Genomic DNA, 20,471 nt, shown 5'->3' with positions numbered 1-20,471 from the left:
AAAAAATATAGATTGAAACCTACTGAAAATCCAGTAGGCTTTTTGCGTTTCTTGGAGGTATCTAATGGCTAAAAAGTTATTAAATATCACTGAGATTGAGGATAGAACCAAGGTTTTAGTAGAGAATCTTAATAAATCGACATTCATTATTGATTTTGTTTCATTGTTTGACATTACTAAAACGACCATAACAAGAGCAAGTAAAGTGGCATCTGATGATTTTATAATAAAAAACAGATTGTATTTTCGTAAAGTTGAAAATCAGCCATTACTTGCTCTGACTGAGATTGATAAAGAGTTGGATGGTCAGGTTCGTAAATCTCGATTTATTATTACAACAGATTTTCAAGAATTATATGCAAAGGATACACAGACAGGACTGACTCTAGCAATTTCTTTTAATGATTTACCAGCCCATTGTGATTTCTTCTTACCTTGGAATGGTATTGAAAAGATTGATTATGATAAGGAAAACCCTGCTGATGTAAAAGCGGCAGAGCGTTTCACCAAACTTTATGATGAACTAATTTCTATCAATCCTGAACTTGCCATTACTGAAACTGACGGTAAATCATTTAATCTATTTTTGATTCGTGTTCTTTTTCTACTATTTGCAGAAGATACAAATATCATCTCCAAGGGAGCTTTCACAAATGTTATTAAGATGAGGACATCTGAAGATGGTTCTGACTTGAATGAGTGTGTTAGAAAACTATTTACTGTTTTAGATATGCCTGAATTTAGTCGTCAGGATTTGGAGTCGTGGTTATCAGATTTTCCCTATGTAAATGGTAAGCTTTTTTCAGAGCCACATCATGACCTTATTTTCAATAAAAGAACTCGTCAATTACTCATTGAAGCAGGGGAATTGCTAAACTGGAATGAAATCAATCCAGATATTTTGGGCTCCATGATTCAAACCGTGGCAAATGCAGAAGCAAGATCAACATCGGGTATGCACTATACTAGCGTGCCCAATATTATGAAGGTCATCAAACCACTGTTTTTAGATAATTTACGAGCAGCATTTACGGAATTAGAAGAACGAGCTGACTACTATATAGGAGGTGGTGACTTTAGCGAGGAACATCGTCGCAAGGAATTGCGACAAATCTTACCTAAGTTAGAAGAGTTGCTCACTCGTATGGCCTCTATCAAGTTTTTAGACCCTGCTTGTGGTTCTGGAAATTTCCTCATCATTACTTATAAAGAACTTCGTCGTTTAGAAATTAATATCTTAATCAAACAGCGTGAAATTCGTGAATCCTTAAATGAAAAAGCTGTTTATCAAGGAGAATTGATTGCTGATGCATCTAAGATTTCTCTATCCCAATTTTCAGGAATTGAATTGGATGATTTCGCTCATGAAGTAGCAAGGTTATCCTTGTATATAGCGGAACACCAGATGAATGTGGAGATGGAAGAAGCACTTGCTGATGTCCATCCAAGGCTACTCCCCTTAAGAGAAGCTGGGAATATCGTTTGTGGGAATGCCCTAAGAATTGACTGGACAACTGTTTTGAATGCTAAGGCAGATGATGAAGTTTATATATTTGGGAATCCGCCGTATATAGGCTCTAAAAAAATGACCTTGGAACAAAAGAAGGAACTAGAAAATGTGATTTGTTCAGAAATTTCTTCTAAAAAATTAGATTATATTTCGGGATGGTTTTATAAGGCAACTCACCTTATTTATGGTAAAAATGCTCAATATGCTTTTGTAACAACAAATTCAATAAATCAAGGTGAGCAAGTTTCAATTTTGTGGAGTGTTCTTCTACAATATGGCCAAATTTCCTTTGCATATCAATCGTTTAAATGGAATAATAGCGCGGCCCATAATGCAGGGGTTACAGTTACTATCATTGGATTTTCAAATAAAAATGATAAGAAAAGAATTATATATAGTGATAAGGGAGAGAGTTATGGAAAGAATATAAATCCCTATCTAGCTTTTGCAGATGATATTATTGTATCTAATCACAATGATTCAGAGAAGTTAAATAATTTTCCAAAAATAGTCTTTGGGAATATGCCAAGAAGTAAATATCTAATACTGACAAATGATGATAAAAATCAATTAGTTCAAAGATATCCTGAAACTGAAGTGTATTTTAAAAAGTATATTGGAGCAGATGAGTATATCAATGGAAATTTTAGATATACTATTTGGATTGATCAAGATGAATATACTAAATTAGATAAGATCCAGGAATTCCATCAATTATTTGAAAATGTAAGGCAAGAACGCCTGAATTCTAAGGCTGCTGGAACAAGAGAAACTGCATCCACACCATGGAAATTTGTTCAACGTGGTGAATGGGATGATATGTTTTCTAAGGGGAAAATAGAAGGGAAGTTTCAACTGTTAGTTCCTGCTGTTACTTCAGAAGATAGAGATTATATACCAATGGGATTTGTGGGAGACGATACAATTATTTCAAATCGTTGCTATATTGTGTATGATACTCCAATTTGGCTACTTGGATGTCTTGTTTCTAAAATGCATATAAAATGGTTTCAAGCGATCGGTGGGAAATTAGAAACTCGATATAGTTATTCAGCTGGACTGGTTTATAATACATTCCCAATCCCAGAACTTTCAGATAGTCGGAAAAATATGCTTGAAGAAGCTGTTTTTGAAATGCTAGATGTTCGAGAAGAAGAAGGTGGAACCTTGGCTGAATTGTACGGTGGAGCCAATAAACCGATGAACGAACGTCTTCGTCAAGCACATGAAAAAATTGATGGTATCGTAGAACGTGCCTACCAGCAAAAGCCTTTTGAATCAGATGAAGAAAGGCTCAGTGTCTTATTGAACCTGTATAAAGAAATGACAGAAAAGGAAGCGAAATGACCTCAAATATATTTGAAATTAATTACAATGGTACAGGTGCTAGTCAATCAAATAATGCACTTGGTATGCGTGAAATGCAGGAGCGGGTATATGCTAAGAGAACTTCTCAACACTTATTGATTAAGGCGCCTCCTGCATCTGGTAAGTCGAGAGCTTTGATGTTTATTGCTCTTGATAAATTACATGCTCAAGGTCTGAAAAAAGCTATTATAGCTGTTCCAGAAAGATCTATTGGAAAATCGTTTCGTTCAACAAAATTGACAGATTATGGTTTTTACTGGGATTGGGAAGTTCTTCCCAAAAATAATTTGACTGAACAAGGGAGCAGTAAAAGTAAGGTAAAACAGTTTGTAGACTTTATGCATTCAGAGTCTCCTGATGATAGAGCTTTAATCTGTACGCATGCCACCTTGCGTTTTGCCTTTGAACAGCTAGCTGATAGTGATTTTAATGATGTTCTTCTAGCTATCGATGAATTTCATCATGTATCTCAAGATGATAATTCAGTTTTAGGAAATGCCTTAAGAAACATATTAGCCAATTCAACAGCCCATGTAGTAGCTATGACAGGGTCTTATTTCCGTGGAGATTCTGTACCCATTTTGGCACCTGAAGATGAGCAAAAATTTGATAAGGTATCCTATACTTATTATGAACAGTTGGAGGGGTACAAATATCTGAAAAGTTTTGCCATGGGTTATAACTTTTATCGTGGTCGTTACACAGATGCCTTGCACGAAGTACTGGACACGAGTAAGAAAACTATCATTCATATTCCCAATGTAAACTCAGGTGAATCAACCAAGGATAAGTATGATGAAGTTGACCGAATTTTAGATGAACTAGGGCAAGCAGTTCCAGATCCTAAGACTGGATTATGGTTAGTTACTGAGGAAACAGGTCGTGTATTGAAAGTTGCAGACCTTGTCACAGAAGAAGGACGTGAAAAAGTACAGGATTACCTAAACAAAATGACCAGTTTAGATGATCTCGATATCATTATCGCACTTGGTATGGCTAAAGAAGGTTTTGACTGGCCTTATGCTGAGTATGCTTTGACGATTGGCTATCGTCAGTCGCTAACAGAAATTGTTCAGATTATAGGTCGAGTAACACGCGATAGTTCCAATAAGTCACACGCTCAATTTACCAATCTCATTTCTCAACCAGATGCTCAAGATGATGAAGTTTTCTTTGCTGTGAATAATGTTATGAAGGCCATTACAGCTAGTCTATTGATGGAGTCTGTTTTAGCGCCAAATTTCAAGTTCAAACGAAAAGACCGAGAAGACCAGAAATCTTCTGGTGCCGAAATATTCGTTAAAGGCTTAAAAGAGCCTAGTACACAGAGAACAAAGGATATCATAGAAAATGATTTGAATGACTTACGTGCTAGTATATTGCAAGAACCGCGTATCCAAACTGCAATTGCTGCGGGAACGGATGCAGAAGTCATTAATAAGCAGATGATTCCAGCCATCATTAAACAAATCTATCCTGACTTAAGTGGGGCTGAAGTTGAAGAAGTTCGTCAACAGTTTATTAGTCAATCGGTAGTTCAATCAGCTGAACGGAAAGAGGGAGTAGGGCAAACAGACTTTCTAAAAATGGCAGATAAATTTGTGAATATTGATGAGTTATCTATTGATTTAATTGATCAGATTAATCCTTTCCAGAGAGCTTACGAAGTTATATCACGTGAAATTGATGCTCCGACTCTGCGTCTAATACAAGACTATATGGATGGTCAGAAGATGGAGTTTTCTGAAGAAGAACTGTTAATTCTTTATCCTCAAATTAAGCAATTTTTAAATGAAAATGGTCGTCATCCAGATAAATCAAGTCACGATAAGTACGAACAGAGACTTGCGTATGCTTTGTTACAATTGTCTCAGATGAAGCTGAAGATGGAGAGCGGTAATGAATGATTTCAAAAACTTAAATGACATTTTTAATGATTCTGATTTTGAACATTTAATAGCTCCTTTAAAACCTATGAAAAAAATAGTTATAGATCACGAAGTGGAGAAATTTTTAGAAATCATAGATTGGGTGAGAGAAAATAATGGGCAAGAGCCACAAAAGTCTAGAAATATTAAAGAACGCAGTTTATTTTCTCGATTGAATGGTATTAGAAAATCTCCTGATAGCATCCGAAAGTTAGAACCTTATGATGAATTTGGGCTACTAAAAATAGATATAGTTGAGTCCGAGCCCCCTATTTCAAGTCCTGCTAGTTTAACAGATATTTTATCAGATGAATTGTTTGAGTCAGTGAATAGTGCTGAGAAATCTTTATTTGATGTCTCACGTTATAAACGAACGATTCAAGCGCGGGATAAAACACGAACACGTAAACGGATGGGAAATTTTGAAGATTATCAGGGATTATTTACTCGTGTTCATGATGAAATTAGTGAAGGTCGTCGTCAAGTCAGAAAGTCTGATGTGATAAAAGAAAAAGAAATTAAACCTGATATGTTCTATGTGGATAATGGAGTAATGGTTTATGTTGTTTCTAAAGGAGAAGACTTCACTGATAAGAATGGTTATACTAATGCTGAACTTCATCTCGTATATGAAAATGGTACAGAAAATAAGAAGGCCTTACTCCGCTCTTTTGTATCTAATCTGCACGATAGAACGCGCCATGGACGAATGGTAACAGAATTGATAGAAGATGTGATGACTGGTATCAGTCCAAGCGAACGAATTACAACTGGATATATCTATGTAGTAAAATCCTTGAGTAGCCATCCTCAAATTGCCAACATCCGTAATCTCTATAAAATCGGTTTTACACAGGATCGAATTGAAAAACGGTTAGCAAATGCAGAAAGAGAAGGAACCTATCTTTATGCTCCTGTCCGTTTAGTAGCTAGTTTTGAGGTTCAAAATTTCAGCGCTCGAAAATTAGAAACGACTCTTCATCATTATTTTGCAGACAAGCGGTTAGATATGGAATTAATAGCACCAAATGGAGAGAGCTTTGTCCCTAAAGAATGGTTTCTAGTATCGCTAGATGAGATCCAAGAAGTGATTGAAAAAGTTAGCTTAATGATCTAGTGGGATAAGGGAGTATTTTTCCCCCTTTGGATTTAAGAAAACACAAAACAGAAAGAAAAGGAATATACTAACATGGAAAACAATAATACAAATTATAAAATCTTTAAATTCTTGGGAATTGCTGTGGTGCTGTTTTATGCTTTTATCTTTATTGGTAGTAGTTTTTCTACTGCTGGGGTAAAAGATGCACCACAAATTGAGTATAAAAGCGACTATATGAACCAGAAAGTGGAACTGAAAGACGCTGAGGTATTGGGCAAGTTTTGGAATGATGAAGGGCACTATCTCGTAGTGTATGACGAAGACACAAAATCCCCAAAATTGTTCAAGATAAGCTACTCTGAGTGGAATCTTATCAGTATAGGGGGTACATACTAAACAGCGCTGGAGGGCTATGCTAGATAGAAAGGTTTTAGAAATAAATTAAATATTACTACTTACATTTCGAAACTAGTAGTTAAATTTTTAAAAGGTCTTCACTCCTACCTCACTACTATTAGTTAAGATGATTTCCAGTTGACGCAAGCTTAAAAAAACGATATAATAAGAAAGTTGAGATTTGATTTTCAGTTGTCTTAGTCCAGAGAAATGGCGGTGCTGCGAGCCATCTAAGCTAGGAAGTCATGCTACTCAATCATACAATTGCATAAGAATAAGAGAATGACAAGTTCATTGAATGAAGGTGGTACCGCGGTTTTTCGCCCTTCGTGATATGAGCTTGTCTTTTGATTTTTGGAGGTGTTGATGAAAACATTTCTTGTCAAACAAAAGTTTCGTCTTGGAGGAGAACGCTTCGCTATCAAGGATGACAGGGGAGAAATCGCCTATCAGGTAGAGGGATCATTTTTTAAGATTCCTAAAACCTTTACCATCTATGATGCTAATGGTGAACAGGTCAGTCGGATCAGTAAAGAAATCTTGACCTTGCTTCCTCGTTTTGAGATTCAGCTTCGGGATGGCTCGAGTTTTGTCATTCGTAAGAAGTTGACCTTCTGGCGAGATAAGTATGAGTTTGATAATCTGGGGCTTCGTATCGAGGGCAATATCTGGGATTTGAATTTCAAACTACTGGATGATCGCGGAAATCAGGAAAGAACTCTTCCATCTGACCTCTACTTATAACGTAACAGTCCTTGAGGACGCTTATGCAGACCTAGTCATTTCTCTCTGTGTCGCGATTGACTATGTGGAAATGCTGGAAAGCCAATCAAATTAAACAAGTAATAAGGAGACAATATGAAACAACTATCTAGTGCACAAGTACGCCAAATGTGGCTTGATTTCTGGGCGACCAAAGGTCACTCTGTAGAACCATCAGTCAGCTTGGTTCCTGTAAATGATCCAACACTTTTGTGGATTAATTCTGGGGTAGCAACCCTTAAGAAATACTTTGACGGGACTATTATCCCTGAAAATCCACGTATTACCAATGCCCAAAAGGCTATCCGTACCAACGATATTGAAAACGTAGGGAAGACTGCACGTCACCATACCATGTTTGAAATGTTGGGGAACTTCTCTATCGGGGATTACTTCCGTGACGAAGCTATCACTTGGGCTTATGAGCTTTTGACAAGCCCAGAATGGTTTGACTTCCCAGCTGAGAAACTTTACATGACCTACTATCCAGACGATAAAGATTCTTACAACCGCTGGATTGCAGTAGGAGTGGACCCAAGTCACTTGATTCCAATCGAGGACAACTTCTGGGAAATCGGTGCAGGACCTTCTGGACCTGATACAGAGATTTTCTTTGACCGTGGGGAAGCCTTTGACCCAGAAAATATTGGACTTCGCCTGCTTGCAGAAGATATTGAAAACGACCGTTACATCGAAATCTGGAACATCGTTTTGTCACAATTTAACGCAGATCCTGCTGTTCCTCGTAGCGAATACAAGGAATTGCCACACAAGAATATTGATACGGGCGCTGGTTTGGAGCGTTTGGTGGCCGTTATCCAAGGGGCTAAGACCAACTTTGAAACGGACCTCTTCATGCCGATCATCCGTGAAGTGGAGAAATTGTCTGGTAAGGTTTATGACCAAGATGGCGATAACATGAGCTTTAAGGTTATCGCTGACCACATCCGTTCACTTTCATTTGCTATCGGTGATGGTGCCCTTCCAGGAAATGAAGGTCGTGGTTATGTCCTTCGTCGTTTACTCCGTCGTGCTTCTATGCATGGTCAAAAATTGGGTATCAACGAGCCTTTCCTTTACAAACTTGTTCCAACGGTTGGAAAAATCATGGAAAGCTACTACCCAGAAGTGCTTGAAAAACGTGACTTTATCGAAAAAATCGTTAAGAGCGAAGAAGAATCATTTGCTCGTACCCTTCACTCAGGTCAACACTTTGCCCAAGGCATTGTAGCTGACTTGAAAGAAAAAGGTCAATCTGTCATTGCTGGTCAAGATGTATTCAAACTTTATGACACTTATGGATTCCCAGTTGAATTGACTGAAGAAATCGCTGAAGAAGCTGGGATGACTGTTGACCGTGAAGGATTTGAAGCAGCCATGAAAGAACAGCAAGAACGCGCGCGTGCGTCAGCTGTTAAAGGTGGTTCAATGGGTATGCAAAATGAAACCCTTCAAAACATCACTGTAGAAAGTGTCTTCAACTACAATGCTAGCCAATTATCTTCTAAATTGGTGGCTATCGTGGCTGACAATGCAGGAGTAGAAGCTGTGTCAGAAGGAACTGCCTCACTTATCTTTGCAGAGACTCCATTCTATGCTGAAATGGGTGGACAGGTCGCTGACCATGGACAAATTTTGGATGGGTCAGACAAGGTTGTAGCTACTGTGACCAATGTTCAAAAAGCACCAAACGGACAAGCACTTCACACGGTTGAAGTTCTTGCACCGCTTGCCTTGAACCAAGAATATACCTTGGCAATTGATACAAATCGTCGTCACCGTGTCATGAAAAACCACACTGCGACTCACTTGCTTCACGCTGCCCTTCACAATATCCTTGGAAGCCATGCAACTCAGGCAGGATCTCTTAATGAAGTTGAATTCCTTCGCTTTGACTTTACCCACTTCCAAGCTGTAACTGCTGAAGAATTGCGTGCGATTGAGCAGCAAGTCAACGAGAAAATCTGGGAAGCTCTTGAAGTGAAGACAGTTGAAACGGATATTGACACTGCTAAAGAAATGGGAGCTATGGCTCTCTTTGGTGAGAAATACGGCAAGGAAGTCCGTGTTGTTACTATCGGTGACTACTCTATCGAGCTTTGTGGTGGTACCCACGTTGGCAACACTTCTGAAATTGGCCTCTTCAAGATTGTCAAAGAAGAAGGTATCGGTTCAGGAACTCGCCGTATCTTGGCAGTGACTGGTAAGGAAGCCTTTGAAGCCTACCGTGAACAAGAAGACGCTCTTAAAGCTGTCGCAGCAACCTTGAAAGCACCTCAAGTCAAGGAAGTACCTCACAAGGTAGAAGGACTTCAAGAACAACTTCGTCAATTGCAAAAAGAAAATGCTGAGTTGAAAGAAAAAGCCGCAGCTGCAGCCGCAGGCGATATCTTCAAGGATGTTCAGGAAGTCAATGGTCACCGTTACATTGCTAGCCAAGTATCTGTATCTGATGCTGGTGCTCTTCGTACCTTTGCGGATAACTGGAAACAAAAAGATTACTCTGATCTTCTTGTCCTTGTTGCTGCTATCGGTGACAAAGTCAATGTCCTTGTAGCAAGCAAGACAAAAGACCTTCATGCAGGAAACCTTGTCAAAGAATTGGCACCAATCGTCGATGGACGTGGTGGTGGTAAACCAGACATGGCCATGGCAGGAGGAAGCAACCAAGCTAAGATCCAAGAATTGTTGGATGCAGTAGCAGGTAAATTATAAGAAAATAAAGATCTATCCATTTGGGTAGGTCTTTATGTGAATGCCAAAAAGCCAAATCCGATTGGATCTGGCTTGATTATCATTAGCTATTAGATTGTATTAGCTGCCCAGACACTTACCGAAGCAGTTGAGACTGGAAATTGTCCATAACCTTCCTCATCAATTGTAACTTGACCTTGGTGGTTTTCGAGTAAATCTACAAAGGTTTGGTTAGCCCATTCTTGGCCGACAAACATTGATTTGCTGTTTTCTTGGTCATTTGAAATCAAGACTGCTATTGGGGATTGATTTTCAGCACCTGAACGTACCCAACCGATACAGTTTGCGTCATCAAAGTAGTCTGTTTGTTCTCCATAGGCCAAATCTTTTCGGATGGCTAGGAGGAGGTCAAGGACTTCTTTGAAATCTTGTTGAGCATACTGCCCTGAAATACCATAGTAGTCTCCGTAAAAGACACATGGCAGTCCATTTTGGCGTAGCAGAATGAGTGCATAGGCTGCTGGTTTGAACCATTCTTCAACAGTTGACTCAAGGGCTTGTCCTCTTTGAGTATCATGGTTGTCGACAAAGGTTACAGCCTTGTCGGGCTTGAGTTCAACCAAGCTATCCGTGAAAATGCCACGAAGGTCGTAGTTAGAACCAGCTCGGCTAGCATCAAAGAGATTCTGGTGGAGACGAACATCGACTAGGTCAAAGCGTTCTTCCGTTTTTTCAAGATAGTCCAGATTGGCTTCTTTGTCAGGATTCCAGAATTCACCAAAAACATAGAAATCCTCACCGTATTTTTCCTTCATATCGCGGATGAAATTGCGCATAAAGAAGGAATCGATGTGTTTAACAGCATCCAAGCGAAAACCAGCTACACCAGTCGTTTCCATGAACCAGTCAGCCCAGTCATAGATATTTTGGATGACTTCAGGATGTTTAAAGTCTAGGTCGGCATACATGAGGTAGTCGTAGTTACCATTTTCATTATCGACCAATTCCTCGTTGGCCCAGCCCTTGTTGTCTCCTTGAATCAGATAAATTCCTGATTTACGGCGTTTAGCATCGTAGTCTGTACCTGTGAAGTGGTACCAGTGCCAGTGAAAGTCATTATAGGTATCTTGGCGACCATCGAAGGTAAAGCTAGTCCAGCCATTGATGGTGAAGGGTTCTCCGAGCTCGACTGTACGGTCAACCGGATCCACTTCGATGACTTGAAAGGCTTCCATGTGATCGGCAGCAGCCTTGTGATTGAGTACCACATCGGCCATAGGCTGGATCCCATGTGCTTTTAGTGCTTGAATGGCTTGAAGATAGTCTTCTTTGAAACCATACTTGGTGCGGACAGTCCCTTTCTGGTTGAACTCACCAAGGTCAAATAGGTCATAGACCCCATAGCCTACATCTTTTTCGTTGGTAGCTTTAAAAGCTGGTGGCATCCAGACATGGCTGATACCGAGATCGGCTAGGTGTGGAGTATCTTCAGCTAGACGCGTCCAGTGCTGGCCGTCGTGGGGCAGATACCATTCAAAGTATTGCATGAGTGTTTGATTTTGCATGATGTTTCCTCTTACTTGTCAATCTTGTTCTTTATTCTATCATAAAGTATCGGTTAGCTCAAACGTTTGCGTAAAACTGAATAATAAGTTTTTGACTATTTTATATAAAATGTTGATTTTTAAAATGAAAGCGCTATAATGATAGTAAATTACATAGATAAAGAGAGGAGATTTCTCATGATTGAATTTCAAAATGTTAGTAAGTTGTATGGTGATAAAGAGGCCTTGAGCAATCTCAATCTGCAGATTGAAAATGGAGAGATTATGGGCTTGATTGGCCATAATGGTGCTGGAAAATCGACCACTATAAAATCCTTAGTCAGTATCATTTCACCAAGCAGTGGTCGTATTTTGGTAGACGGTCAGGAGTTATCGGAAAATCGCTTGGCTATTAAACGAAAGATTGGCTACGTAGCAGACTCGCCTGACTTATTTTTACGTTTAACGGCCAATGAATTTTGGGAATTGATCGCCTCATCCTATGATTTGACTAGCTCTGACTTGGAGACTAGTCTAGCTAGGCTATTGAACGTTTTTGATTTTGCTGAAAATCGCTATCAGGTTATTGAAACTCTTTCTCACGGAATGCGTCAGAAAGTCTTTGTCATCGGAGCACTCTTGTCTGATCCCGATATTTGGGTTTTGGATGAACCCTTGACTGGTTTGGATCCCCAGGCTGCCTTTGATTTGAAGCAGATGATGAAGGAGCATGCGCAAAAAGGCAAGACGGTCTTGTTTTCAACCCATGTCCTAGAGGTGGCCGAGCAAGTCTGTGATCGGATTGCTATTTTGAAAAAGGGGCATTTGATTTATTGTGGTAGCGTGGAGGAGTTGAGAAAAGACCATCCAGACCAGTCTTTGGAAAGTATCTACCTTAACCTTGCTGGTAGAAAAGAGGAGGTTTCAGATGCGTCTCAAGGTCATTAAAAAATTAGTTGATATCAATATCCTCTATTCATCTCAAGAAGCTAATCTGGCTAACCTACGAAAGAAGCAAGCTAAAAATCCTGGGAAAAAAGTAAATGTTTCCGCTAGAGTCCTAATTTCTTACATTTTTTCTAGTCTCTTGATGCTTATCTTTTTTAGTAATATAGCTATTCATTTTCCTTTTGAGGAAATGCCTATTTATTTTAGTGGAATGATTTCTTTTTTACTGTTGCTTGTCTTTTCAACTTCTTTAACAGCTTTTTACAATGTCTTTTATGAGAGTAAGGACTTGGCATCGTATAGGCCCTATGCTTTTAAAGAATCAGAGATTATAATTGCCAAAGGTCTGTCTGTCCTCTTGCCAGCTCTAGCTGGAATTATACCAATCCTAGCTTATTTTCTAGTCCTCTACATTAGGATAGCACCTTCTTTTTGGCTGGGTTTGCCTTTGATGTTGCTGTCTTTGGCCTTATTATTTGTCTCTTTGGCTTTAGTGATGGTAGTGGCAGTGCATTTCTTGGCTCAAACTGCGATTTTTAGAAAGTATCAGTCTATTTTTGCGAATGTGATGATTGGGATAGGGGTTCTCATACCTTTATTATTTGTCTTCTTTGTTCAGTCTACTTCTAGAGGTATAGGTAATCAGACTAAAGAAATTCCACCTCTTCTTTATCCTATTCATCTCTTTTACAAAATAGCAGTGGAGCCTTTTTCAACAGAAGCCATCCTGGGTCTGCTCGCTTGGATAATTCTAACTGTTTTCTTGCTTTACCTGACCAAAAAGAAAGTTCTTCCTCATTTTTATGACGTGATCCTACTTAACAGTGAGGAGAAGGTCGTAAAAGAACGTCGCAGTAAGGAGGGGCTTTCAACTACTAAAAAGGGCTTTTTCCGTATGGCTTTGCGCTATAACCTCTCCCTCTTGGGACAGGGGACTGGCGTGATTACAGTGCTTTTTACAAGTGCTTTCCTTCCTTATCTCATGATGATCGGTCTGGTTTCCAAACTCCGAGATTATCAGTTAGTTCCAGACATTCATCCTCCATACTGGTTACCCTTGTTTTTTGTAGGAATGTTTATAGCAGTTGTCAATAACAATATCACCAGCCAGCCTGCAATTGCCTTGTCCTTAGAGAGGGAAAATGTTGATTTTCTGAAGAGTTTACCCTTTGACTTCGCTCGTTATGTGAAAGTGAAATTTTGGATTATATTTGCTGTCCAGTCATTTTTACCAGTTCTGATTTTACTTGGTCTTTCTCTATATTTAGGCTTGCCCATCCTTTCGATGATTTATCTTCTTGTGGCATGGATCCTTGCCAGTGTCATCCTTTCTTGCCACCATTACTTTAAGGACGTTAAAAATCTGTCAACCAATTGGAGTAACATTACGGACCTGGTGAACCGTTCAAATCGTATAGTAGCAATAATTTTACTCTTAATTTATAGTGCAATCTTAATGGCCCTTGTAATAGGGAGCTTATTCTTGGTTCAGTCTCTCTCTACTATCCTTGCCATTAGCTTGGGAGTAGGAGTTCTTATCCTTCTGCTTGCTCTTGCTATTTTTGGCTATTATTATTACCTGTCACGCATATTGACAGAAATAGAAAAAAGATGAGATAGTTGGTCTCTCGCTTGATAAATTCAATTCGACAAACGCTTTTATAGTTTGTTAGAATGTAGTTGTAAATGATTAAGATTGGTAATCAAAAATATATAGGGAGGAATGTTTTGAATAAGAAATATAATATAGTTCTATTATTGTTGTTTATAGTTTATTTATTTGGATATTTTTCAATTTCAAAAACGTTAATTCCTATAATGTGTCTTTTTCAAGTATTTTTGATAGAACATATATTTAAAGTTCGAAATAGAATTATGCAGATAGGTGAAATTATAATTATTGTTGCTTCTATGATATTATTTATTGATAGTATATTGAGTTTGTAACAAAAGGCTTCTCTATAAAATCAAATTTTCCAGATACCTGCTTAAGGTGATTTATCTTCTCTCTATGCCTTCTCATCTTTATTCTACTATCTACGTCACTAAACTTGACAGACATATATTGCTGATACAACCTCTCTACCTACAATCTCAAAGTTAAACTGAGGCTATTTTCTTAGTTTGCTCTTTGATTTTCATTGATAAAAAGAAATGCTCCTCCAAGACGGAAGAGCATTTTTATTGTGATTTTGATTCAGTTTCTGCAGACTCTGGATGGAGTTCTTGGTAACTTGGAGCTTTGAACAGGTCAGTACTGGTCTTACCTTGTCGTTGGCTAAAGAGACTGGTTGATTGACTACCTTTTTCCTGCTCAATCTTTTGAAGAATTGGTAAAGAATTGAGATAAGAAATACTTTCTGTATCAACTTTTCCAAGATGATCTGCTTGGTAGAAACGGATCAAATCGCCAGTTTGAATCTGGTCGCTGATTTTTAGCTGTTGGCTGGCTGCCTGCCGAACGATTTCTAGTTCAGTCTGAGCTTGTTCATCAAGATTGCTGATTTCAAGACCGCTCTCAGTATAGTAGGTTCGTCCGTCGTAGCTGGTATATTTGGGTGTGACGAAGGAATTAGCAGTCCGAAAGGCAACGATTTCTTGATGGTCTGGTGATAGGAGGTCTTGGCCGACTTGAAGGAAGGAATTGGACTCAATACCAAGGAGGTGTTCGAGAGTCGGTAAGATATCGATTTGTCCACCGTAGGTATTGATGATTTGCCCCTTTTCATAGCCAGGCATGACTACCATAAAAGGCACTCGTTGCAACATGGCATTGTCGTAATTCGACCAGTTCTCAGAAGTCTTGCCAATTAAAGGTGCCAGGTCAGGATTGCGGGAATTGGAAATGCCATAATGGTCTCCGTAGATGACGATGATGGATTTTTCATAGAGGCCACTTTCTTTGAGATAGTCAAAGAAGGCCTTGATAGCACTATCCAGATAGTTAGCTGTTTGGAAGTAGCCGTTGATTGTTTCATCTTTGGTCTTGGCCAAGGGGAAACCAAGCTCATCGCCTGTCAGATTGCTAGCATAGGGATAGTGATTGGACACCGTGATATACTTGGCATAAAAAGGCTGCTGTAAATGCTCCAGATATTGGATAGAATCTTTCATCATGATTTTATCATTTAAACCATATTGGAAAGAATTGCTACTGTCTTGCTTGGTGAAGTAGGAAGCATCAAAGAAGTATTGGTAGCCCCATTGTTTGTAGGTCGTATTTCGGTTCCAGAAGGTCCCGATATTACCGTGAAAGACGGCACTCGATTGATAGCCGTTTTTTGATAGGATAAAAGGAGCAGCCTGCTGGGTATTGGTACCACCGTAATTGACCATAAAGGAACCTTGGTCAAGTCCAAACAAACCAGTCTCCAGCATGGTTTCCGCATCTGAGGTCTTACCAGCCTTGACTTGGTTAAAGATATTCGAAAAGGCTAGGGTTGATTGCGAATGGTAGAGGGAGTTGAGGAAGGGAGTGACTTCATGCTCAGTTCCATCTATGTTGAGTTTATAGTCAAGCAGGAACTGTTGGAAACTCTCCAAGTGGAGATAAATCACATTTTTCCCTTTGGCTAAGCCGAAATAGTCTGGATTAGGCTTAGCCGAATGTTCTTGAATATAATCTGTAATAGGTTGAAGGTCGGTCTCAGAGGCCTTAGCACGTTCTTTGTTGGCGCTATAGGATTGGTTGGCACTATAGCCTAAAAATGCTGGCAAACTAAGGGCACGAACAACATAATAATTAGAAAATCCTCGTGATAGGAGATCGGGACGCTCAATTTCAGCCAAGAAAAGATTAGCTGAAAAGAGCAGGGCTGAGAGAGCAGTGATAGCAACACTGGAGCGGAATTTGAAAGGTCTCCTATCCAGCTGGATGAATTTTTTATAGAAAAGGAAAGCCAGCAATGGGAAATCCATAAAATAGATGAAATCCCAAGGACGCAGTAACTCTAGTTCTGCAGTACCAACAGACACCTTGCTGACCACCTTCATGGTATTAGCCGTGATAAAGTCGCTAAATTCTCGATAGTAAAAGACATTGGAATAAAGCCAAATGAACAATAGGCTATAAATAGCTATACTCAGGCCATAAAATATCTTGGTTGAGCGAGCATAGAGGGCTAGAGCCAGCAGGAGTAGTCCTAGAGGAAGGGGGTTGAAAAAGGCTATAAAGGCAAGGTAATTTCCCTGCAACTTGCCTACTTGAATATCTAAATTAAAGTCAACGGCATAGGCTAATAAGGTTTTGAGCCAATAGAGGATTAAAAGGGTTAGGACAAAACCCAGTCTGGTACCGATAGCTTTTTGGATTTTGTTAAAATTGATTCTCACACAATTACTTCCTAAGTTTTTATTAGTATTAGTATACCATTTTTTAAAACTAGAGTAAAAAAGCAAGGGTAGTTTCTTTTTTGAGAATTGTCACAAAATTTGCTATAATAGGAACTATGAATAGAATAAGAGTCAACAAACGGGTTGAAAAAAAGCTTTCAAAGGGACTGGTTTTACTAGAAGCCAGCGATCTTGAGAATAACAATCTCAAGGATCAGGAAGTAGAAGTCCATAGTCAAGATGGAAACTTTCTTGGGACTGCCTACCTTTCTCAGCAAAACAAGGGCTTGGGCTGGTTTGTGAGCACAGACAAGGTGACCTTCAATCAAGCTTTCTTTGAAGCACTGTTTAGACAAGCTAAAGAAAAGAGAAGTTCCTACTATCAAGACGAATTGACAACTGCCTTTCGTCTCTTTAACCAAGAGGGAGATGGCTTTGGCGGTCTGACAGTGGACCTTTATGGCGACTATGCTGTCTTTTCTTGGTATAACTCTTATGTTTATCAGATTCGTCAGACCATCTCAGAAGCTTTTAGACAGGTTTTTCCTGAGGTGTTAGGAGCATATGAGAAGATCCGTTTTAAGGGTTTGGACTATGAATCTGCCCATGTTTATGGTCAAGAAGCACCTGACTTTTTCACTGTTTTGGAAAATGGTGTTCTGTATCAAGTCTTTATGAACGATGGCTTGATGACAGGGATTTTCCTAGACCAGCATGAAGTTCGCGGTAGTTTAGTGGATGGATTGGCTATGGGTAAATCCTTGCTCAATATGTTTTCCTACACAGCAGCCTTTTCAGTGGCTGCGGCCATGGGAGGAGCAAGCCAGACTACTTCGGTTGACCTAGCTAAACGTTCACGAGAATTGTCTCAAGCGCATTTTCAGGCTAATGGAATCAGCACAGACGACCATCGTTTTATAGTTATGGATGTTTTTGAGTATTTCAAGTATGCCAAGCGAAAAGGCTTGACATATGATGTGATTGTCCTAGATCCGCCTAGCTTTGCTCGGAACAAAAAACAAACATTTTCTGTGGCTAAGGATTATCATAAGTTGATATCCCAAAGTCTTGAGATTTTAAATCCGGGCGGTATTATTATTGCCAGCACCAATGCTGCCAATGTTTCCCGTCAGAAATTTACAGAACAAATTGATAAAGGCTTTGCAGGAAGAAGTTACCAGATTTTAAACAAATACGGTCTTCCAGCAGATTTTGCCTATAATAAAAAAGATGAAAGTAGTAATTACCTCAAGGTGATTAGTATGAAGGTTAGTAAATGAAATTAATCGTTTCAGTAATGCCAAGAAGTTTAGAGGAGGCCCAGGCTCTGGATGCCACGAGGTACCTGGATGCCGACATCATTGAATGGCGTGCCGACTATCTACCTAAGGAAGCGATTTTGCAGGTGGCTCCAGCGATTTTTGAAAAATTCGCAGGCCGTGAGTTGGTTTTCACGTTGCGAACTCGCTCTGAAGGGGGAGAAATCGACCTTTCTCCAGAAGAATATATCCATCTAATCAAGGAAGTGGCACAACTCTATCAACCAGACTATATTGATTTTGAGTACTATAGCTACAAGGATGTTTTTGAGGAAATGCTGGACTTCCCAAATCTCGTTTTGAGTTACCATAATTTCCAAGAAACACCTGAAAACATGATGGAAATCTTGTCAGAGTTGACGAGCTTAAATCCAAAACTTGTTAAGGTTGCGGTGATGGCTCACACGGAGCAGGATGTGCTAGACTTGATGAACTATACACGAGGCTTTAAAATCCTCAATCCTGAGCAGGAATATGTGACGATTTCTATGGGCAAGGTGGGCAAGGTCTCTCGTATCACTGCGGATGTGACAGGTTCTAGCTGGTCCTTTGCTAGTCTAGATGAGGCAAGTGCCCCAGGTCAGATTTCCTTAGCTAACATGAAAAAAATTCGGGAGATTTTGGATGAAGCTTGATGGCTATACACGTTTAGCTGCCGTTGTTGCCAATCCTATTAAGCATTCGATTTCCCCCTTTATCCACAATAGTGCCTTTGAGGCGACAGCTACCAATGGTGCTTACGTGGCTTGGGAGATTGAAGCGGGTGATTTGGCAGAAACAGTGGCCAATATTCGTCGCTACCAGATGTTTGGCATAAACCTGTCCATGCCCTATAAGGAGCAGGTGATTTCTTATTTGGATGAGCTGAGCGATGAAGCGCGCTTGATTGGTGCGGTTAATACGGTTGTCAATGAGAATGGCAATTTAATTGGATATAATACAGATGGCAAGGGATTTTTTAAGAGCTTGCCTTCTTTTACAATTTCAGGTAAAAAGATGACCCTGCTGGGTGCAGGTGGTGCGGCGAAATCAATCTTGGCACAGGCTATTTTGGACGGCGTCAGTCAGATTTCAGTCTTTGTTCGTTCAGTTTCCATGGAAAAAACAAGACCATACCTAGACAAGTTACAGGAGCAGACAGGTTTTAAGGTGGACCTGTATGCTTTAGAAGATGTTCCTGAACTGCAAGCAAGGATTGCTGAGTCGGATTTACTGGTCAATGCGACAAGTGTAGGGATGGATGGTCAATCCTCTCCAGTTCCTGAAAACATTGTCCTATCAGAAACTCTTTTAGTAGCAGATATCATTTACAAGCCTTTTGAAACCCCATTTTTGAAATGGGCTAGAAGTCAGGGGAATCCAGTTGTCAATGGTCTGGGAATGTTGCTCTATCAAGCTGCAGAAGCTTTTCAACTGTGGACAGGAAAGGAAATGCCGACAGAAGAGATTTGGCAGTCCTTAACAGAAAAATACCAATAAAGAAAGGGAGATTCTCCTATGAAAATCAGAATCGATATTCCTCATCATCCTTATGATATTCAGATTGAAAAAGGCTGTCTGGCTCAGGCTGGTCAATGGTTGCGAGAACTATGGCAACCACAAAAAGTGGTCATTGTAACAGACAACCATGTAGCTTCTCTTTATGCAGAGAAGGTCAAGCTCAGCCTAGAAGATGCTGGTTTTCAGGTAGCGGTATTTGACTTTTTGGAAGGGGAAGAAAGAAAGAATTTAACTACTGTTCAGAAAGTCTATGAATTTCTTGTTAAGCAGGGGCTGACTCGTAGCGATGGAATCGTGGCTCTCGGAGGTGGTGTCGTTGGAGACTTGGCTGGTTTCGTAGCCTCTACCTATATGCGGGGTATTCACTTTGTTCAGATTCCGACTAGTTTGACAGCCCAGGTTGATTCTTCTATCGGCGGAAAGACAGGTGTTAATACTCCATTTGCTAAAAATATGGTGGGGACCTTTGCCCAACCAGATGGGGTTTTGATTGATCCACTTGTTCTTGAAACTCTCGGAAAAAGAGAATTGATTGAAGGAATGGGTGAGGTTATCAAGTACGGCTTGATTGAGGATCCAGCACTTTGGGCTCTCTTGACGGAGCTAGATGGTTCTGTAGAGAGCATTCTGGAACATGCAGAGACTTTAATTGAACATTCTTGCCAGGTTAAGCGTAAGATGGTAGTTGAGGATGAGTTGGACAATGGTGTTCGCCTTTACCTCAATTTTGGCCATACTATTGGTCATGCTATTGAAGCAACGGCCGGTTATGGCAAGGTCATGCATGGAGAAGCTGTAGCCATGGGCATGGTTCAGATTTCCAAGGTAGCTGAGGAAAAAGGCCTTATGCCAGCTGGTATTACCCAATCTATCACAGAGATGTGCCAGAAGTTTGGTTTGCCTGTTGACTATGAAAACTGGGATGTAGATAAGCTTTATCAAGCTTTGACTCATGACAAGAAAGCGCGTGGCAATACCTTGAAATTGGTCTTGGTACCAGAGCTTGGTTCAGCGACTATTCACCCAGTTTCTCTGGAAGAGATGAAAGACTACTTGGTAAAATAAGGAGAG

At 39.8% G+C, this 20,471-nt stretch carries 14 protein-coding genes and 1 pseudogene; 13 read left to right on the top strand and 2 right to left on the bottom strand.

Annotated elements, in window-relative coordinates; translation table 11 throughout:
* Positions 1–64: 64 nt before the first annotated feature.
* The 6 genes and pseudogenes from QM843_RS00975 to alaS all read left to right on the top strand — a co-directional run bounded on the left by QM843_RS00975 (position 65) and on the right by alaS (position 9,778).
* A complete protein-coding gene (locus QM843_RS00975; protein WP_001085249.1) occupies positions 65–2,857 on the top strand; it encodes a class I SAM-dependent DNA methyltransferase in 2,793 nt (930 codons plus the stop codon).
* A complete protein-coding gene (locus QM843_RS00970; protein WP_000203249.1) occupies positions 2,854–4,785 on the top strand; it encodes a DEAD/DEAH box helicase in 1,932 nt (643 codons plus the stop codon). The genes QM843_RS00975 and QM843_RS00970 overlap by 4 nt, the downstream gene beginning before the upstream one ends.
* Entirely contained in the window at positions 4,778–5,923 is a 1,146-nt protein-coding gene (locus QM843_RS00965; protein ID WP_314498890.1) for a GIY-YIG nuclease family protein, read from the top strand. The genes QM843_RS00970 and QM843_RS00965 overlap by 8 nt, the downstream gene beginning before the upstream one ends.
* Positions 5,924–5,995: 72 nt before the next feature.
* Positions 5,996–6,301, top strand: a complete 306-nt coding sequence (locus QM843_RS00960; protein ID WP_000429946.1) for a hypothetical protein — start codon at positions 5,996–5,998, stop codon at positions 6,299–6,301.
* Positions 6,302–6,667: 366 nt separating this feature from the next.
* Positions 6,668–7,139: pseudogene (locus tag QM843_RS00955) on the top strand (LURP-one-related/scramblase family protein).
* A 20-nt stretch (positions 7,140–7,159) separates the two neighbouring features.
* The gene (gene alaS, locus QM843_RS00950) at positions 7,160–9,778 is read left to right on the top strand and encodes an alanine--tRNA ligase (protein WP_143952312.1); all 2,619 of its coding nucleotides are present in this window, start codon (positions 7,160–7,162) and stop codon (positions 9,776–9,778) included.
* 89 nt (positions 9,779–9,867) lie between these two features.
* On the opposite strand, the gene QM843_RS00945 is transcribed toward alaS, so the two are convergent.
* Positions 9,868–11,322 (bottom strand): alpha-amylase, encoded by a 1,455-nt coding sequence (locus QM843_RS00945; RefSeq protein WP_414304296.1) that lies wholly within the window; start codon positions 11,320–11,322, stop codon positions 9,868–9,870.
* A gap of 177 nt (positions 11,323–11,499) precedes the next feature.
* Here QM843_RS00945 and QM843_RS00940 point away from each other — a divergent pair, with 177 nt between their 5' ends.
* The 3 genes from QM843_RS00940 (at position 11,500) to QM843_RS00930 (ending at position 14,196) form a co-directional block, all read left to right on the top strand.
* Positions 11,500–12,249, top strand: a complete 750-nt coding sequence (locus QM843_RS00940) for an ABC transporter ATP-binding protein (protein ID WP_414304295.1) — start codon at positions 11,500–11,502, stop codon at positions 12,247–12,249.
* Positions 12,230–13,864 carry a hypothetical protein gene (locus tag QM843_RS00935; RefSeq protein ID WP_414304294.1) on the top strand — a complete coding sequence of 545 codons (1,635 nt, stop codon included), beginning with the start codon at positions 12,230–12,232 and terminating at the stop codon, positions 13,862–13,864. The genes QM843_RS00940 and QM843_RS00935 overlap by 20 nt, the downstream gene beginning before the upstream one ends.
* Positions 13,865–13,935: 71 nt before the next feature.
* Complete coding sequence (locus QM843_RS00930) at positions 13,936–14,196, top strand: hypothetical protein (RefSeq protein WP_414304293.1); 261 nt, start codon at positions 13,936–13,938, stop codon at positions 14,194–14,196.
* Positions 14,197–14,430: 234 nt separating this feature from the next.
* On the opposite strand, the gene QM843_RS00925 is transcribed toward QM843_RS00930, so the two are convergent.
* Positions 14,431–16,581, bottom strand: coding sequence for an LTA synthase family protein (locus tag QM843_RS00925; protein WP_414304292.1), 2,151 nt, complete (start codon positions 16,579–16,581; stop codon positions 14,431–14,433).
* A 116-nt stretch (positions 16,582–16,697) separates the two neighbouring features.
* Here QM843_RS00925 and QM843_RS00920 point away from each other — a divergent pair, with 116 nt between their 5' ends.
* The 4 genes from QM843_RS00920 to aroB are packed head-to-tail and all read left to right on the top strand — an operon-like array spanning position 16,698 to position 20,465.
* Positions 16,698–17,861: a class I SAM-dependent rRNA methyltransferase gene (locus QM843_RS00920; RefSeq protein WP_261048662.1), complete on the top strand. Its 1,164-nt coding sequence runs from the start codon at positions 16,698–16,700 to the stop codon at positions 17,859–17,861.
* Positions 17,858–18,535 (top strand): type I 3-dehydroquinate dehydratase, encoded by a 678-nt coding sequence (gene aroD, locus QM843_RS00915; protein WP_000767764.1) that lies wholly within the window; start codon positions 17,858–17,860, stop codon positions 18,533–18,535. Before QM843_RS00920 ends, aroD begins: the two co-directional genes overlap by 4 nt.
* Positions 18,525–19,379, top strand: coding sequence for a shikimate dehydrogenase (locus tag QM843_RS00910; protein WP_261121964.1), 855 nt, complete (start codon positions 18,525–18,527; stop codon positions 19,377–19,379). The genes aroD and QM843_RS00910 overlap by 11 nt, the downstream gene beginning before the upstream one ends.
* A gap of 18 nt (positions 19,380–19,397) precedes the next feature.
* Complete coding sequence (aroB, locus tag QM843_RS00905; protein ID WP_261056747.1) at positions 19,398–20,465, top strand: 3-dehydroquinate synthase; 1,068 nt, start codon at positions 19,398–19,400, stop codon at positions 20,463–20,465.
* Positions 20,466–20,471 lie beyond the last annotated feature (6 nt).

Origin of the sequence: Streptococcus mitis (assembly GCF_047463435.1) — a bacterium.
GTDB lineage: Bacteria > Bacillota > Bacilli > Lactobacillales > Streptococcaceae > Streptococcus > Streptococcus mitis_DS.
This window is presented reverse-complemented; position numbering and strand designations above follow the sequence as displayed.

Excerpts from the sequence above, each read along its gene's own strand:
- QM843_RS00975 (WP_001085249.1), top strand. The coding sequence starts at position 65 with ATGGCTAAAAAGTTATTAAATATCACTGAGATTGAGGATAGAACCAAG.
- QM843_RS00970 (WP_000203249.1), top strand. The coding sequence starts at position 2,854 with ATGACCTCAAATATATTTGAAATTAATTACAATGGTACAGGTGCTAGT.
- QM843_RS00965 (WP_314498890.1), top strand. The coding sequence starts at position 4,778 with ATGAATGATTTCAAAAACTTAAATGACATTTTTAATGATTCTGATTTT.
- QM843_RS00960 (WP_000429946.1), top strand. The coding sequence starts at position 5,996 with ATGGAAAACAATAATACAAATTATAAAATCTTTAAATTCTTGGGAATT.
- alaS (WP_143952312.1), top strand. The coding sequence starts at position 7,160 with ATGAAACAACTATCTAGTGCACAAGTACGCCAAATGTGGCTTGATTTC.
- QM843_RS00945 (WP_414304296.1), bottom strand. The coding sequence starts at position 11,322 with ATGCAAAATCAAACACTCATGCAATACTTTGAATGGTATCTGCCCCAC.
- QM843_RS00940 (WP_414304295.1), top strand. The coding sequence starts at position 11,500 with ATGATTGAATTTCAAAATGTTAGTAAGTTGTATGGTGATAAAGAGGCC.
- QM843_RS00935 (WP_414304294.1), top strand. The coding sequence starts at position 12,230 with ATGCGTCTCAAGGTCATTAAAAAATTAGTTGATATCAATATCCTCTAT.
- QM843_RS00930 (WP_414304293.1), top strand. The coding sequence starts at position 13,936 with ATGATTAAGATTGGTAATCAAAAATATATAGGGAGGAATGTTTTGAAT.
- QM843_RS00920 (WP_261048662.1), top strand. The coding sequence starts at position 16,698 with ATGAATAGAATAAGAGTCAACAAACGGGTTGAAAAAAAGCTTTCAAAG.
- aroD (WP_000767764.1), top strand. The coding sequence starts at position 17,858 with ATGAAATTAATCGTTTCAGTAATGCCAAGAAGTTTAGAGGAGGCCCAG.
- QM843_RS00910 (WP_261121964.1), top strand. The coding sequence starts at position 18,525 with ATGAAGCTTGATGGCTATACACGTTTAGCTGCCGTTGTTGCCAATCCT.
- aroB (WP_261056747.1), top strand. The coding sequence starts at position 19,398 with ATGAAAATCAGAATCGATATTCCTCATCATCCTTATGATATTCAGATT.